We start from the raw sequence: 18,268 nt of genomic DNA on the forward strand, positions 1-18,268 counted from the left end.
AAGGTTTATCTATATAGGGTAAAGTTGCCCACGAACTCGCGTTGGTCCTGTTCCCCGTTCAGTTTAATGATGTACCAATAATCTCCGGTGGGAAGGGTGTTTTCTTCGTAGAAGCCGTCCCAGCCTTCATCATTGTCCTGTATGGTATAGACATGGCGGCCATAGCGGTCAAATATTTTGATGAAGATATCGGGGAACTGTTGAATGTTCCTGGGTATCCAGACATCATTTTGGCCATCGCCGTCCGGGGTGAAGAAATTGGGGATCTCTATGTCAATGAACTCCATAAAGATGGTAGCGGTGCTTTCACAGCCATTGGCGTCCACCACGCGTACCGTGTAGGTATCCGTCCTATCTATATGGAATACCTGGTCGCTGCCCCGTTCCTGATCGTTAAGGAAGAAGGTATAGTCTTCACTGCCTCCCGTGGCCACTGCCGTGATCTCATTGAGGTTGCGCTGCTCCAGCACCAGTTCCAATGGCTCAAAAGCTTCCACCTGGAAGGGGAAGGTTCTTATACAGCCATTTTCGTGGGCCAGGGTAAGCGTATGTTCACCTGGGGACAAATTGCCAAAGTTGGGCTCCAGTTCCAGATCGTTGGGATCCGTACTGTCCAGGGCGTACATTAAGAAAACACTCTGGGTCCTATCTTCCAAGATCACGTTAAGGCCGTTGGCCACCGTTCCGCTGCCGCATTCGTAAACCACTTCTACGGTTGCGTTGATGTTCACTCCGGCGTCCACGGTCACGATTTCCACAATTTCACAGCCATTGACGTCCCTTAGGAAGACAATGTGGTCCCCGCTGGGAAGATCGGTGAAGCTCAAGCGTCCCTCCACAAAATCGCTATCACCATTGGCGTTGAGGCTGGTGCTGAAGGGTGCGGTGCCACCGGTGGGGACAATGGTTATGCTTCCGTCCTCATCCCCGGCACAATACTCGGGGGTAACGTTCACGTCCATCGTCAGAAGCTCCGGTGCCTGGATGCTGAATTCAATGAGCTCAAAACATCCCCTTCCGTCCTGTACAATGACACTGTAGTCGCCGGCGGCCAAATCCTCAAAGGTGTTTTGGTCATCGAACAGGTTCAAGTTGGGCGATATGGCGTATTGGTAGGGTGCCGTGCCCCCTTGGACAGCAATGTCAATGCTGCCATTTTCATCTCCAGAACAAAGAATGTCCGTAATGTTGGTGGTGACCTGCAAGGGTTCCGGTTCGGCTATTGTTATGGCTTGGGAGGTCACCGAACAATCCTCGCTCAGCACGCCCACGTAGTAGGTGCCCACCCCTAGGTCGTCAAAAAATTCAGAGGTTTGGTAGGGCCTGATTTCATTGGTGAGGCCCGCATCCGAAAAGAGTCCGTACCGGTAGTTTCCGAGTCCACCATCCGCAACGGCACGTATGGATGCGGTGTTGTCCCCGTTGCAGTTAATGTTGGCTGCGGTAGTGTCAACCGACACGGTGAGCGGGGCTATGGTATTGATCAAGACCTCATTGGAAACAGTGGAGGTACAATTAAAATCGTCCCTTACAAAATACTGGTAGGTACCGGCGGCCACATTTTGGAAGGTATGGCTATTGGCACCATTGCCTCCGTTCATCGGGGAAAAGGTGACGCCGTCAGTGCTCCACATATAGGGTGCGGTTCCTCCCGTTGCCGTGAGCACCAAGTGCGCGCCCTCTTGGCAGCCCGCTGCTTGGCTGGTGGTCAATTGGGCCACCACGGCCGCGGGGTCCACGATCTCCCTAATGGGCGATTCAAAGGCACAGCCCAGATCGTCCAGCACTTCTATGCTGTAGAAGCCCGCTCCCAAATTGGAGAAGGTATCTGTGGTCTGGCTGGCAGAACTTTGCAAAAGCGCTGTTCCGGAACCGTCCATATAGGTGTTGAGGACATAGCGGTAGTTGGCAGACACGTTCCTTGGGTCCAGGGACAGGGAAAGCCCTGCCTCCGTATCTCCCTCGCACAACAAGCTGGAATCGCTCAAGACACCTGTGATGGGGTCTGGCAAGAGCAGTTCAAAGGCGTTGGCAAAGGTCTCTGTACAGCCCAGGGCGTCTGTGACCAATACGGTATATTGGCCTGCGGACAAGCCCTGGAAGTTATGGGCGTTGACCCCATTGCTATTGGCCACGTTACCGGTGCCCAAGTTTCTAAGTTCAATGTTGTAGGGGCCTTCGCCACCAAGCGGACTGATCACGGCGGTACCCTGATCGTTGGCACAACCCGCTTCCGTCAACGCAATAGTGTCAAGGGACAACGGGGCGCTAGGGGTGTTGATGTTGAAGGAACGCAGTTGCGCGCAGTTGGGCAATCCGTCTTGGGTCACTTCCACAAGGTAGTTCCCCGCCGGAACCGCAATGGGGGCCGAGGGCCCAAAGCCCGTGACCGTTCCGGTGGCCACGGCCACACCATCGTCCGTACGGTCGTTGGGCGTGCCGTTGGTATTGAAGATGCTCCAGTTGAAATCGCCTGTATAGGTGGCATCGCTCATGGTCAATCGAATACTTCCATCGTCCCCGAAACAAACAACATCTGCCAGTTTTTCAACTTGTACATCAAAGGTGTTGGGCGCTTCCACGTTGTGGTCAATGGTTGAGACACAACCTGTGGCCAAATTTCTTACCTCAAAGGTATAGCGGTTGGGCTGTAGACCCGTAAACAACGGTGATGTCTGGGCCGTGCCGGAAGGTAGCATCCTAAATTCGTAATTTGCCGGATCGGCGGTGGAATTGGATACAAGGCCCACCACGTCCAAACGGATGTCCTCGCCCAAATTGGTGCAGCTAATGGCCTCGTCCCTGTTCACCGTGATGCTGTCAATGGCATCATAGGGCAGGATGGTGGCCGTGGTACTGCCCACACATCCGTTGTCATCGTAAACATTTATGGTATATACGCCCCCCGCAAAATCAGTTTCAATATAGGTGGCATCACTGCCCGACTGTACCGTTAGGGCAGGTTCTACCGCGGCAGTGTTGGGGTCGTCCAACTTGATGAACTCATAGCGCACGTAGGTGCCGCTGCCGCCCTGTACAAATGGGGCCAGGTCGTTCACGGTGATGGACGCGTTGTTGGGCGTATTCCCAGCGGCACATTCAAACTCCACAACGGTGGCCGCCGGAACGCTAATGGCAGCGGGTTCATTGATGGGGATGGCCACACTGTTCACGGGGCACGCATTGGTGGCGGCATCACCGGTAACGGTCACCACATACCCAGCTCCGGCGGTTGGCGCCAGACCTGTGAATTCGGCCGTATTGCCAGACGTGCTGGTGGGCAGGATGCTGGTGGGCACCCCGTCCATTGCCGTGATTTCAAAAGAATATGGGGCCGCCGCGCCATTGGTGGTCCTTATGGTAATGCTGCCATCGTTGGCCCCGATACAGCTCACGTCTGTGGTGGCCATTGCGGGATCGATAATGGGTGCTACCCGTGCAGGCACCTCTATGGTAAAGGTTCTGTCACAACCAGGGTTGCTTGGGGTATTGGTGTCATAAAGGGTCACGGTGTACTCACCGGGCAAGGGGGCCAGATAATCAAAATTGGCACTTGGAACCCCGGTTTGCGTTACCGCTGGGGCACCGGCCGTATTGGTAATGCTGTATTCATAGCTGCCAGAACCATGAGTTATGTCAATATTGATGATGGCTTCCGGGGAGGTCGTGCAATCCAACAATTTGGTCAAGGAGGCCGTGGCGGAAAGCACGGGATGCACCTCCACATTGTTTTCTACGGCCGTACAGCCGTTACCATCGATCACGTAAACGTCATAGGCACCGGGAGCAAGGTTGGTGAACATCCCTGAATTGTCCGCAAATGCAGTGGGCATTGGGTTTCCGTGGGGCACCATGGCGTACCGCAGGTTACCCGCGGCCGAAGTCCCTACCGCGGTCACCGTTAGCGGGGCGGCACAATTGTCCGTGTCCACGGTAAGGGTTGGGTTGGGTGCAAGGCCCAGGTTCACCGGATTCAGCGTTACGGAACAACCGTATTGGTCGTGCAAGGTCACGGTGTAGCTTCCGGCGGGCGAGTTCACGGGGATTTCCACGGGATTGTCCGTGGTGCCGCTCAGGGCCACAAACCCGGCCGGTCCCGTAACGTCATAGGCGTAGGGTTGGCCGCCCCCGCCCGTTATTCCGGTTATGGAAATAAGCCCGGGCAGGTTACAGGAAATATCGCGCGTGGCCGTTGCCACCGCACTCAAGGGTGCCAATTCGGGAACATAGGCATTTTCTCCCGCTCCGCGACACGCATCCGCACCAAGGTTGTCCACTTGGATCACGTCTATGTAATACTCGCCTTCCGCCAGTGGCACCGTTGTGGAAATATCGGTCTGGTACGTTACGTTTGCCGCGGTGGCACCGCCACCACTCACTTCAATGGGCGTGGGGTTGCCCAATTCATAGATTTCCCATCGCATCTCCGGATGAGCAGCGGTTGGGTTTAGGTTGAAGGTAATGGCCCCATTGGCTGCACCATCGCAACTCGGTGTAATATCGGTTGTGATCTCCATTGGCAATCCAATGCCAGGGATCTCATTGACGTTAACATTGCTTTGTCTGATACAACCAGCGCCATCCCGGACATAGAATACATAGGTTCTTCCGGGTATTAGAAGCGGTACTTCTGGATACTGGGGTGTTGTGGGATCAAAATTGGCAAAGGTATGTGCCGTTCCGGCAGGTACATTCTCGATCCAAACGTTGGGATCGGCAATAAAGGTGCTGAAATTGGCCGGATCGTCCGTATAGGTATAGTCATAGCCACTGGTGCCGTCCCCTTCACTGCCTTCCACCGTTACCTGTAAATCATTACAACCAATGACAATGGCAGATAGGGTGATGTCCAGATCATCCAAGGGGAAGGGAATGATGTATCGGTCAAAATCCCGCTGGCAGAACACTCCGGGGGCCACTTCCACCCTAATGGACGGGAACACTTCCGTACCGGAGAAGGTGGGGTGGGCCGCAGAACCTCTCAGTTGCGGAGTGGTTTGCCAGGTGGCTCCGCCGTCATTGCTGTATTCCACTGTCCCGGTGGGAGCAATGACATTGTCAAATTCAAAACCAAAATCACTTTCCACCGTACTTGCACATGCTGCGGGTAAAATGGGAGTGATATCCGCGGTGATTTCCACCGCATTGTTTATGGTGCTCGTAGTGGATGTAATGGTACATCCGTTGGCGTCCGTAATGGTGACTTCGTAATCTCCCACGCCAATTCCGGCGTAATCCAGGGTGCTTGCGGAGATGGCCGCACTGCTTCTGCTGTAGTCAATGCCATCTGCCGGGGAAAGGTCCGTCAAGGTATAGCTATAGGGTGCCGTTCCTCCGGAAACCAAAATGCCCATACTGCCCAAACCATCAAAACACAGGGGATCGGTTGGGGTGGCCGTGACCGACAAGGGAGCAACCGGGTTCAATATGATGTCTTCCTGCAAGAAGTTGCATATTGCAGGGCTACCGTTGTTGTCCTCCACATACACATCAAAACCAGCAGGGTTTGCCGTGGCCAAGGCCTCGGTAACCGTGAGCGTATTGGCGGTGCTGAACACTCCCATGGGGCTACTGTTGGCCGGTACAATGGCATATAATAAGGTGCCGTTGCCACCAACTGCGTTCACGGTAATGGTGCCATCATTGCAAGAGCTAAGCTCCGTTACCACAACATCTACCACCAATTGCGGACTAATGACCACGGTTTGTGTGTTTGCCGCGGTAGGGCAACCTTGTTGGTCCCGAACCTCAATATCGTAACTTCCTTCGGAAAGGCCGTTGAAGGTATAGGTGGTGGCCGTGGCCGGGCTAGGGGCGATCCATGGTCCGGAATTGATACGGAACTCATAATTGCCGTTGCCAGCGCTCACATCCACTTGTATGGAACCATTGCTACTGCCGGCATAGCATGCCGTTGGTGTGGTGCTGAATGCCACGGCCTGTGGGGCGGTAACGGTAACCGCATCGGCCACGGGCTGGAGCACGTCGCAATTGTTGCTGTCCATGACCCGGACCACGTAGGTGCCATCGGGCACATTGGGGAATACAGGGTTGGCCTGGAACGGTGCAATGACGCTCCCAACGGTATCTTCCAATTGATATTGGTACGCGGTACTGCCGCCTGTGGCCGCAGCTTGCAAGGTGGCCCCGGTGTTGAGGCAAGTGAAGGGATCGCGCTGCGTCAGGGAGGGCACTATGGCGGTAGGTTCCGCAATGGTGGCCGTAACATTGGCGATGCAAGCATTGTCCGCTGCCCTCCTGATCTGTACGGTGTGGGTGCCGGCCGGTAAATTGGCCGCTGTGGTCACGGGAGAGGCCGTGGCCGTGGCCCAGTTGGTGCCGTCCGTGGAATATTCAAAACCGGTTGCGGCATCAAAGTTGTTCACGGCAAAGCGTATGGAGCCATCCGCGGCGCCTTGGCAAGAGGCATCATTGGTGCCCAACAAGGTGGCGCTGAATGCCTGGTCGGCTTCCACAACAACGGTCAGGTCCGTGGTGGCATCACAGGTTTGGGGAACTTGTGTGGCCTGGATATCATCCAAGATCAGTTCATTCCCGTCGTCGCTGGCCTGGTTGCTGCGCAACACCACGGAGACCGTGGTATTGGCTCCTGGATCAAAGGTCACGCTTCTTTCGTGCCAGTCGTCCGCATTGTTGTTTTTAGGTATTTCTGCGGTCACCGCACTGTTGATCACATTGCCACTGCCATCCAAAAGGACCACCTCAATGATGGGATTGTTGCCCGCAAATCCCGTTTGCCTCAGGTTGTATGCTTGGAAGGTAATGGTCATGTCCCTATTGGGCAATACGCTGAGGTTTTCCCTGGACCAGAGCACGCTGTTGCTGCCCACCAGGTTGTTACTGGGATTTATGGCGAGGAAACGGCCATCGGTAAGGCCGGAATGATCGTTGGGGTTTCGGTAGGCAGGTATGGGGTTGGTGACAAAGTTGGTGACTACATATTCGGCATCCACCAGGATGCCCGCCGGACCCAGATTGCAGGGTGTTGCCATGCCACTTTGGGGCTCATAACAGTACCCTGGCCCAATTTCACCCAATTGGGTGTTGGGGCCCGCACCAAAGTCTTCAAAGAACACGGTGCTCTGCTCCGGGGCCAAGGTGCTGGCGTAGGCCACGGTTACGGTATAGGTGCCAGGGAGTTGCCCGCCAAAGGCATTGGTGGTAGTGGGGATACCACCGTTAAGGCTGTAGGTGTAATTGAAATCGGTGGTGTTGGATGGGGTAATCCCAATATTGCCCAAACCGGCACAGTCATAGGTCACGGCAGTGCCAAAGGTGGGCGCGTTCACCGGGCTGGGAACGGTGAGTTCCGTGTTAAACGTGCAGCCAAGGGCATCCCGTACCATAAATTGGTAATTGCCCGGAAGCAAACGCTGCTCATCCACACCGGAGAAGCTGCTGCCCCCATCAAAACTAAAGGCATAGGGTGCCTGCCCTCCACTGGGGTTCAATATCTTGACCAGGGCCCCGTTGGGGTCGCAGGAAGCATCCTCAATGATGCTCGCAGATGCGGTAAGGGAAAAAGGTTGCGTTATTTCATGGGTAATGGTTTCCGTGCACTTGTCCGCATCATTGGGGCTGCTGGCATCGCGAACGGTGATCTCATAGATGCCTGCGGCCATATTGAAGAAGGTATTGTTGGTCTGGAAGGTGGTGCCCCCGTCCAAACTGTACTCGTAGGGGGCCGTACCTCCCGTAACGTTCACGGTCATGGTGGCCGTGCTGGAACCTGCACAGCCTATATCGGTGTTGGTTGCGGAGATTTGCAAGCTTCCCAAGTCTTCCATCCTGACACTGTTGGACAAGGCAAAACAACCACTGCCGTCCCGGAGGATGAACACATAGTCTCCCCCTTCATTGGGGAAATAGGTGGCCGGACTGCCCCTGTAACCAAATAAGAAGCTGAGATCCGTGGTATAATCCGTATCGGGTACGGAGGCCTGGTCTGCATGCAATGCCACGCCATCCTTGCTCCAAATGGCCATTTCATAGGTAGCACCGGTAACACCGCCCGTAGGCTCCAAATTGATGATACCTGCATTACAGGAAATATTTTGTGAGGTCACCGCCCTAAGGCCCAGTGCATCAATTTCGCCCACGGTAACAGACTGCGTATTCGTACAGCCATCTTGGGTAGTGGTGATCACATTATAGTTGCCGGGATTCACATTGTTAAACACAAAAGTGTCATTTGGGGTGCTGGGCTCAGCGGCCACGAGGCTTCCCAGGCCGCCGTTGCTTCCATCGTCCAAACGAAGTTCATAGCCATAGTTTGGAAGGGCATTCAAGGCCTGTACAGAAATGGAGCCCAAGACGTTGCAGTCTGCGGGCGTAGTATCCAGGCTTACCTGAAAATCCCGTTCCCTTATCCCAATGTCCGCCGTTTCAAAGATACAGCTGTTTGGAATGGGCGTTCCGGTAGTGGGATTCAATTGTGTTATCTGTACCTTGTACGTACCGCTGTTGGCAATGTTAAAAATCCGTCCGTTGTTTGCGGAAAAGGGAACAAGGATCGCATCATTGTTATTGGCATCCACCAACTGGTACCCGTAGCCGGATCCCAGATCGGTTAAGCGAATGGATCCATCGGTAGCACAAATGATGTCGCGCACGACCGGCTCATCAATGACCAGGTCATTCCTAAACACATTAAAATAGAAGGTACTGGGGCACCCTCCTTGGTATCTGAGCACCACCCTGTATTGGCCACTTTGGGATACGGTAAAATTATTATTGGTGGCCACTTCCTCCCAGCCGCAGCTCAGGTTTTTGGAGGCACAATCATCACTGGGCGTAAAATTCGGGTCAGAACAGCTACCTTCCAAAAGTCTTTCCCAAGTAATGCTCTGCGCATCCGTGATGCCCAGTTGAATGGTGGCCTGATCGCTGGTGCCACAGAGGAATATCTGGGGCAATAGATCTCCGTCTATGGAGCAGGTGACCACCTCGCCCTGAATGTCATTATCCGGATTGGGATCACTGTTCACTTGGTTGAAGAAGTTTGCAATGGGGTTGGTCTGTGTGGCCCCAAAGCGTTCCACGGCAATGCGCTCCACCAGATTGGGACAACTACCGTTGGCTGATTTCTCCACGATGTAATTCCCTATCTGTGTCACCAAAAGGGTACTGGGGTCATTGTCCGGATCGCCATCATTGAGCACGGTTTCCCCGGTGTCCACCTGTCCGTTTCCGTTGGCGTCCAGCACCCAATTATAGGTGGTAAAGCCGGTACCGGCGGCCAAGGTGACATTGTCGCCACAAAGTTGCACGGTCCGTGCTTGGTTGCAGTTGGTAAGGTCGTTTAGAATTGAGTTGCTTGCCACTTGCGGGGCAGTGGGGCAGGCCGATATGGAATTGGAACCGCCTTCATCGGTAAAGGTATTGGTGTTTAAGACGCCCTGATAGGTAGAGAACGCGAGATTCTCCAGGGTAGAGGAGCATGCTGCCACAAAATTGGAGCAATCCAGGGCAATGGTCACCGTGATCCTAATGGTGTATTGGGGATCACCAGCTTCCACCAAGTTATCCGGAATTTCAAAGGTAAGGGTGTTGTTGGCAAGATCATGGGTGTAACTTGCCCCAGGGGCGTCACTGAAGTCCACGGCATCCAGGGATACATTGCTGGGCAGTACATTTCTAATGGAGTAGTTTGCCGCATTGTCATCTCCTGTGTTTTGGAAACGAAGCACATAGTTCAGCGTTTGTCCCAAGCCCACGTTCTGGCCGTTTATGTCCGTGCCCCCAAGGTCCTCGGAGGTGTTCTGAAGCAAAATCTCAGGAGCAAAAACACGGTTGTAGGAGGCGGCGGTCACCGTACCGTCCGTGCTGTCCACGGCCGGGTTGCCGGCACCAAAAACTCCGTCGTCCCCGCCATCTGCATTTTCATCCTTGTAAAATTCGTTGGCATCACTACAGCCGTCCCCATCGCTGTCCAAATCCAATTGATCGGGAATGCCATCGGCATCGGTATCACAACCGGCCGTGAGCAACATGCCCCGCATGTTGGTGGGGCCCACCACACTCTGGTTAATGGCAATGGTATTGTTGCCTGTGCCGTTCCAAGACAGTACATTGGGTGCGGTGGTCAATTGCATGGGCTCCAAGGGGCCATTGGAGCTTTTTGCCCCGTACATTTTAAACTGACCGTTTTGGTCAATGACCACCCTGAGCAAGGGCGTGCTGGCCGATCCAGAGAGCAACCAAATATTGGGAATACCGTTGTTGCCGTAACCCTCACCATTAACAAACGTGGCTACATTGCCACCGGTTGGCTGGTGCAGTTGAATTTCGCCGGCAACGTCCGTTCCGTTAATGTTCAGGTTAAAGGAATTGTCCAGTCTGTAGATATCCAGCACCAAGTAGTTGTCCACAGTGATCAAGGAACTCACGTGCGGCGTTCCGCTGGCAATGTTAAACGCCAGCCCGGCACATTCCTCATCGTCATAGATGCCATCGTTATCGTCATCCAAATCCGTAATGTCCCTGATGCCGTCATTATCGTTGTCATTGTGCACCGTGAGGTGGGCAGAAGGGCTGTCTGGCGTTAGGTTGGCATCCACTTCGTTTTGTGAGTTGGTAGCAGTGTTGACCAGGCTAAGCAACGGCAGGGTGTCTATCTCATCTGCCCTCACGGTAAGCTGCAGTTCCGCTTGGTCTCCACCGTTCAGGGTGCCAATGTTCCAGGTGTTGCCGCTCCAGTTCCCCGTTAGGGTGTAGGCATTCTCTAGGGTCAATCCTGCCGGAAGGTTGTCGGTTATCTGTAGGTTGGTCACGGGACCCACGCCCAGATTGCGCACGTTTATGGTAAAGACCGCGGTCTCGCCCTCATTTATTTCGGGGACATCCACGGTTTTGTTCAGCACAATGTCAGGGTCGCAGTAGAGCGCGGTAATGGGCTGGGAATCATAGGTACAGGGTCCCTTGGTTCCCCTTACAAAATAGTCTCCCGCCCTGGTGGCGGCGTAACTGGGGCCATTGGCGCCGGGTATGGCCACCCCATCCTCAAACCATTGGTAGGCGTCAAAATTGCCGGTGGCCTCAAAAATTTCCGAGCCCACAAAACAGCCGGTGCCGCCCCTTACATCAAGGTTCACTTCTGGAACGGTGTCAAAACCGGAAAAGTACCCGGCCACACCACGAGCTCCGTTAAAGCCAAAAAACCCGACAGCCATGGGGCCGGTGGACTGGACGCTTACATCCCCGTTCAAATTGGGGACATAGAAGGTTTTCCAATCGCTGGATCCTGCCACGGGCCTTGATGCGGGCAAGGAAACGGGGCCATTGCCGTCCGTTACCTGTATGTTGGCGTCTGGGGTGTTCACTGCCGCAATAATGGTCATACCTCCCGTTACGGTCTGTCCGGCCATGTTCCTAATGTCCGGGATGTTGTCCATGACATCTGGCAAAAGGCAGTTCACGGGGGCCACAAAATTGAGTCCTTGCGTAAACACTTCGGTGGCACCCGCCAAACACTGATAGGCATAGGCATCTTTGGAGGTCTGTACAAACATATTGGCCCCCACGGTGCTGGAGGAATAGAAACTGCTGGGCACCTCGAAAAATTCGCCATTGTCAATGGTGGCAATGGGCGTGGTGCCGCCGTTCACAAAAATTTGGGTATTGTCCGCTGTGGCAATGATCAGGGGGAATTCTGTACGACCCGCAGCTTCACCGTTTCCACGAACAAAAACGTAATCCTTGCCCAGACGGTTTTCTGGCACAGGTTGATCGATACCGGCATCCCTATTGCTTTGACCAACTTGCCGTCCGAAGTTAATGGAACCGTTGCTGATCACAATGTCTTTGTCCGATTCTATGGAAGCACCCAGCCAACCCTGTTGTTGGGCCAGGGATGGCGGATTCACATTTCCAACATAGTTCTCAAAAACAAAAGATTCGTTGGCGTCCAGGGTTATGGTGTAGGTATCCGCGGTAATGCCGTTGGCATTGCCCCCCAAACGAAACGTACAATCGGGGTCATAGCCGAACAATCTAACGGTGGTATTGTCTTCCGTGGCCATGATGCCCAGGGTGTTGGATTTGGACGGATGCCGTCCTCCCAAATTGGGCACACCACCCCATTTGAAGCGCTGTCCCATTGCCACGCGCCCCTTGGAGGTCAACGAGGCCGCCTGCGCTGCCGAGTTGCCGCGGTAGTTTACATAAAACCTGTTGCCGCTCGGGGCCTCGAACCTTAGGCCACTGTTGCGAAGCACAATGCCGGTATTGGCATTGTTCACCAAGGTAATGTTGTTGTCTCCCCTGCCCAAGGTATAGACTGCCGGATTAACATTGGAGATGCTAAAATTGGCAATGGGGGTGGGATTGGTGCCCTGGTACACGTTTACCGTGAACGCCACAGGTTCTGGCGTGGAAAGATAAACGGCCTGTTGGTCTATTCCCTGTCTGTTCTGTCCCTGCTTCAAGGGGGGTAGGTAGTGCAAATCGCTCAATTGGGAAAAGGCTGAAAAACTGAGCATCAGCGCGAGTAGGAATATTAGTGCTTTTTGGTTCATTATAGGTATCTTTCGTGTAAACTCAGGATATGAATCAACCTCAAAAAAACTACAGTACGCGTCCTCGGGCAATAATTTGTTGTAAAACTGGCCCAAGCTGTGGGTAACTGCCCAAAAGGCGCTAAAAATCCTGCGGGCACCCCCCTCACGGGGGAATTTGGCGCTACCCCGAACTGTTTTTTTGGCAAGAAAAAACTGTAATAAATTATAGGGGGTAAATGGTGGTTTTCAAGTGTTTTTAAGCTATATTCACTCTATGGCAGAAGAACGATTGATGTCCAAGAAGAAGCCGGCCTACCCCGTGAGCAAAAGGTTGGACGAGTACCTTTCCCATTACAGCCGAAAAATAGAGATTCCCATCTTCTATGAGGACCTGTTGCGCTTTTCGGGCTCGGTGGTGGTCTATGACGCCAATGACCAGGACACGCTCTGGATCAGGGTCTATTATTCGGAATTTGACCGTAAGGAGATCGATGACAGCCTTAAAAAGGTTTATTCCATTCTGCACTCGGACGGCAGTAACAACATACACCAGTATTTGAACGTGGATGCGGTGGACTTCTGCACTTTTGGCAATTCCAAGCCGTTCCGCATCAAGATCCGTAACATCCTCAACGACAACTTTACCTATTTCTACATTAAAAAGACCGATGCCTCCCGCATTTACGGGTTGGAACTGGAGCACATCCTATCGCCCTATAACCTCAATTTTTTGGTGTACAAGGATACCTTGATCGAAGAGCACATTGCGGGCATTCCCGGGGACGAGTTCATCAAGAACCTGCTGCCCAAGTGCACCGAATCGGAGAAGGCCCAGTTGGCCAAGGAATTTGTAAAGTTCAACGAACGCTGTATGATCCGGCTGTTGGGAGACATGCGCTCTTACAACTATGTCATTGTGCCCATGCATGATTTTGATCACGTGGTGTACAAGATACGCGCCATAGATTTTGACCAACAGTGCTTTGAGGGCAAGCTAAAGGTGTACCGCCCACAGTTTTTCAAGGAAAACTTCCAAATGGTGGAGCTGGTGAGAAAAAAATTGCTGAGGGACTCGGTGGACCAGTACAAATTGGAGGAGCGGTCCATTGTGGCCAAGCGCATCCTGAGCTCCGGGAAGCGCATCAAAAAACTACGTTCCATAGCCAAGGCCGATCGCATCAGTACCCGCGAAAACGTAAAAATGCTGCGGGAACAGATCTACGAGCTCACCTTGGACATGGATTTTAAGAAATGCCGTAACATGGGGCAGATCCTGGACCGTGCCCTGAACTTTGTGCGCCGCAATTATGAGGATGTGAGCATGAAACAGATCATAGAGCAAAAGATCAAAATCTAGATCTTGTTATTGTTGTTGTGGATGGTTGTTGTTCCCAGTGGGGCAGGTCCCTGCCCGGGTTTGTGCATCCCGGTCCTTGGGCCACGGGGGTCCCTTGCCCACAATGGTGGTTTCAGAATCTCGCGATGTTAAGCTTTTGGAAGCAAATACGGTGTTGCATTGAACGTGTTCCCCCGGGCTGGTTGGCTTTGGCCCAAAAAAGATGAAGGAAAAAGCACTGAAAAAGTTGTTTTCTTTTTTCCCCGGCCGGGGCGGGCCCCACCCTCACGCGGTTATTATGGCGGACTTTGGGTCAGTTTTTCTCCTCTTTGTTGAAATATACGAGGTAATAGTACATTTGCCGTTCTTCGTCCCAGCCTTTTTCCACAAATTTTTCCGCTGACTCTGGATTGATGAAATCCATCTTGATTTGGATATTGGTGTCCAAATTGATCACGTTTTTAATTTTTTTGCGTGCGTCCGAAACCGCTTTGTTGGCAATGTCAAAATTGGAAACGTCCTGTATGCTGTATTTGGGGCCTTTTTCCACTTTGTAGTGCTTAAACTCCGGGATCAGCTCGGGGTTTTCCATCACCTCGTTCAGAAAATGGCTCTCCTCAAAGGCATTGTTCTTGGCAAAGTGGTTCACGGCCCTGTTCATAAAGAGCACTTCCTGTTGTTTGTCCTCTGCGGGAAGGACCACTTCCTTGGCAAAGTCCTGGCAGAATTTCAGGTAGTTCTTGGTCTTGAAGTTGTCGTCTGAAAGGGCCTCCACGGCCAGGAAGTGCTCTAGCCAGTACTTGGTGTCGTACCTGTTGCTGTCCACGGAAAGCACCTTGTAGCCGGCCTCTTTTTCCACATTGAAGATCAGGCACCCCTTGTCCAGTTTGTTAATGTTGATGCCCTGTTGCACCACAAGGTCCAGGTTGTTGCCCTTTTCCTGGAACTGGAGAAAGTCATGCTTTAGCTCACTTTTAAAAATGCCCACGGCATCCACCTTCTTATTGTCCAGTACAATGTTGGTGAGATGGGCCACATAGACTTCCCCGCTCTTAATGTGCGGGTGGTTGCTCTGCTCAAAAAGATGGGCGGCAATCTTTTTTGAATTGCTGTGGGTGGAGGAGGGGTCCAAGAAAATCTCGGAGGCAATTTTGTGCAGTTCGTTAAAGGCCACGTCCACTTCATTGGCCAAACTGAAATAGTTTTCTTCCTTTTCCCTAAAGGGCTTAAAAAAGTATTCTTTGAGCAGCCCATTGGTCTCGTCGTTCAGGGTCAGTTCGGCTTCCGAGAGAAAGATGGTCTCTCCCTTGCTCTTGTTTCCCACCCGGTGGATGGAGATGTGTTCTATTTGGGCACTGTACAGGTTCAGCATGTTGCGTGTTGGGATTAAGGGGTTGTTAAGCTGGGTTTTGCCAAGAGGGCCAAGATGGGTGGTTCAATTCCAATGCTCATCGAAATCCAGGTCGTCGTAACTGTCCAGGGTATCGTTGAAGTCCATGGGCCCTTGGTCTGCCTTAAAGTGCGGTTCCGGAGGGGCTTCCGGCAGTTCCCCAAAACTGAACAAGAGGTTGGGGTAAGACCGGCCATCTTCCTTTTTTACCATATCGGCCAGTTCCACAAAAAAGGTCCACATGTTAAAAAAGTCATAGACGTAGATCAGTTTTGGGGTGTTTTCCGTGAGGATATCTTCCAAGAAGGTCTCGTTCATGAGCCTAACATCGGTCTCGGCATCGCTCATGTCAAAAAGGGCTATTTCCTCCTTTTGGTTCCATTCCTCATCACAGGTGTAAAAAGAGGCCATTTCATCGCCCGGAAATCCAAATGCCTGGGTAATGGCATTATGGAATTCTTCCAGGGTATTGTGGGCCTCAATTTCCACATCGCGGAAAATATCTTCCTTTGCGTCCAGAATTATCCGAATCTTATAGACCATTGCTTCGTTTTTGTGGGAGCGCAAAGTTACGAAGTTTTGGGCGCACTTTGTGGTTTAAGCGCATCCAATACAATGTAGAACTGTACCCCAAAGAGTATGGCCGCAAGGATCAGGTGCAGGGTCTGGCTACCGAAGGGGAAGTGCAGGTAGTACATGGCAATGCCGGAGAGCGCCTCAATGGCCAGGAGGAACAGCACCCAGTACATCTTAAGGTGGCCCAGGTCCAGATTGCGCACGCGGGCAAAGAGATACACGTTAACCAGCACCACAATGATGGAAAAAGTGCGGTGCACATAGAACTGGAGGTTGGGGTCCTGCAGCCACAGTTCCTTGGCACCGTAGCCCAGGAGGTCCACCTGTTCGTCCACGAACTGTCTTACCTGGGTGCCCAGCACGATCTGGGCCACGGTAAGGGCAAGGGCCACACCGGAGAGGACAAGGAACTGCCTGTCGTACCTAATTTTTTTATCCTCCGTATTGGCAATGAAAATAACGTAGAGCAAGAGCGCCACAATGACCAGAGCCATGAGCATGTGCAGGGTAATTTTCAGGGGTTCCAGAACGGAGTACACCACGGTGGCGCCCAGCCATGCCTGGAAGCCCATGCCCAGCACCACCAACCAGCAAAAGAGGGGTATGCGCAGGTTCTCTTTCCTGAACCTTAGGGAGATCAGTGCCAGTACCAGGGTGGCCAGCCCGGCCAGGGCGCCCAAGAGCCTGTTAATGAACTCCACCCAGGTGTGCCAAGGGTTAAAGATGGCGTAGTCATGCTTGGTATAGGCCTCCCAGTTCTTTTCATTGAAAGCGGTGCCGGTGGTAAAGTCGGACCCGGCCACCTGCAGGGTTTCGTCCACGATGATCACCTGTCCTTTCTTGAAGGTTTTGTTGGGGTACCAGTTCAATTCCTCGGCGGTGGTGGGCGGTATGTAATAACCGAAACATTTGGGCCAGTCCGGGCACCCCATGCCACTGCCCGTCATGCGCACAAAGGCTCCCGCCACAATGACGAGATAGACCAGGGCAAGGGTTGTTTTGGCAATTTTTCTAAAGGTTACGTGCATGGCGTTATTTTGGTTCCAGTCCCAATTGTTTTCCCTTGGCGTACATTAATTCCTTGGCCGCTTGATGTTCGTTGGGAATGTCTCCCTCCAGAATGGCCTCTTTGATGGCCTCTTTGATGATGCCAATTTCCCGGGAAGGCCGTAGGCCAAAACTGGCCATGATCTCCTCTCCGCTTATAGGGGGCTGAAAATTACGAATTTGATCTCGTTCTTCCACCTCTTTTATCTTTTGCCTAACACGTTTAAAGTTGTTCTTGTATTTGCGCTGTTTCTTTGGGTTTTTGGTGGTAATGTCCGCCTCGCAGAGGGTCATGAGGTCTTCCACGTGCTCCCCGGCGTCAAAGATGAGGCGGCGCACGGCGGAGTCGGTGGCAAAATCCTCGGAGAGCACAATGGGGCGGGAGCTCATCATCACCATTTTTTGCACAAACTTCATCTTATCGTTCAGGGGCATGCGCAGCCGCTTAAAGATGGTTCTCACCATTTTGGACCCCACGTACTCGTGTCCGTGGAAGGTCCACCCCAGTTTTTTGTGGAATTTTTTTGTGGGGGCCTTTCCCACATCGTGGAGCAGGGCCGCCCACCGGAGCCAGAGGTTGTTGGTGGTGCGGGCAATATTGTCCACCACTTCCAGGGTATGCCAAAAATTGTCCTTGTGGCGCTGTCCCTCTATTTCTTCTATGCCTTGCAGGCGGGTCAGTTCGGGCAGTATGAGGTGCAAGAGCCCTGTTTTGTGCAATAGGGCCAGCCCCTTGGAGGGCGTCTTGGCCTCCAATATCTTGTTCAGTTCCACCACAATGCGCTCTTTGGACACAACGCCCATCCGGTCTTTATTTTCCGTGATGGCCGTGAGGGAATCCGGATCGATGGTAAAGTCCAGTTGGGTGGCAAAGCGTATGGCGCGCATCATCCGCAGGGGATCGTCAGAGTAGGTGGTGTTGGGGTCCAGCGGGGTTTTAAGGAGGCCTTTGTCCAAATGGTCCCTGCCGCCAAAGGGATCCAATAGCGCTCCATACCGATCCTTGTTCAAACAAAGGGCCAAGGCATTGATGGTAAAGTCCCTGCGCATCTGATCTTCTTCCAAGGTGCCATTTTCCACTATGGGCTTGCGGCTGTCGCGGTTGTAGCTTTCCTTGCGCGCACCCACAAACTCCAGTTCCAGGTCATGGTGCTTTACCATGGCCGTGCCAAAGTTTTTAAAAACCGATACCTTGGGGGCACCGGGCAATTTTTCCGCCACTTTTTTGGCCAGTGAAATACCGCTGCCCACGGCCACCACGTCTATGTCCTTGGGCAGTCCCTTTTTTAAAAAGTGGTCACGGACAAACCCACCGATCACGTAGGCCTCCAACCCCAGCTCATCGGCACTTTCACCTATGACCTTAAAAATATCCTCCTGTATTGCCTCCTTGTGGTTCAT

The 18,268-nt window shown here is 52.9% G+C and carries 6 protein-coding genes; 1 reads left to right on the forward strand and 5 read right to left on the reverse strand.

What is annotated here, in order from left to right:
- Window positions 1–5 precede the first annotated feature (5 nt).
- Window positions 6–12,536 carry a T9SS type B sorting domain-containing protein gene (locus tag ACKWCC_RS08730; RefSeq protein WP_413995533.1) on the reverse strand — a complete coding sequence of 4,177 codons (12,531 nt, stop codon included), beginning with the start codon at window positions 12,534–12,536 and terminating at the stop codon, window positions 6–8.
- A gap of 256 nt (window positions 12,537–12,792) precedes the next feature.
- On the opposite strand from ACKWCC_RS08730, the gene ACKWCC_RS08735 reads away from it, so the two are divergent.
- Entirely contained in the window at window positions 12,793–13,875 is a 1,083-nt protein-coding gene (locus ACKWCC_RS08735) for a hypothetical protein (protein WP_413995534.1), read from the forward strand.
- 292 nt (window positions 13,876–14,167) lie between these two features.
- Here the strand turns inward: ACKWCC_RS08735 and ACKWCC_RS08740 are convergent, their stop codons facing one another.
- From ACKWCC_RS08740 to ACKWCC_RS08755, 4 genes are all read right to left on the reverse strand, one after another.
- Window positions 14,168–15,226 carry a nucleoid-associated protein gene (locus ACKWCC_RS08740; protein WP_413995535.1) on the reverse strand — a complete coding sequence of 353 codons (1,059 nt, stop codon included), beginning with the start codon at window positions 15,224–15,226 and terminating at the stop codon, window positions 14,168–14,170.
- Window positions 15,227–15,289: 63 nt separating this feature from the next.
- Window positions 15,290–15,787 (reverse strand): IS1096 element passenger TnpR family protein, encoded by a 498-nt coding sequence (locus ACKWCC_RS08745; protein ID WP_413995536.1) that lies wholly within the window; start codon window positions 15,785–15,787, stop codon window positions 15,290–15,292.
- Window positions 15,788–15,813: 26 nt separating this feature from the next.
- Window positions 15,814–16,848: a COX15/CtaA family protein gene (locus tag ACKWCC_RS08750; RefSeq protein WP_413995537.1), complete on the reverse strand. Its 1,035-nt coding sequence runs from the start codon at window positions 16,846–16,848 to the stop codon at window positions 15,814–15,816.
- 4 nt (window positions 16,849–16,852) lie between these two features.
- Window positions 16,853–18,268 (reverse strand): CCA tRNA nucleotidyltransferase, encoded by a 1,416-nt coding sequence (locus ACKWCC_RS08755; RefSeq protein ID WP_413995538.1) that lies wholly within the window; start codon window positions 18,266–18,268, stop codon window positions 16,853–16,855.

Origin of the sequence: Maribacter aquimarinus (genome assembly GCF_047345505.1) — a bacterium.
Taxonomy (GTDB): domain Bacteria; phylum Bacteroidota; class Bacteroidia; order Flavobacteriales; family Flavobacteriaceae; genus Maribacter.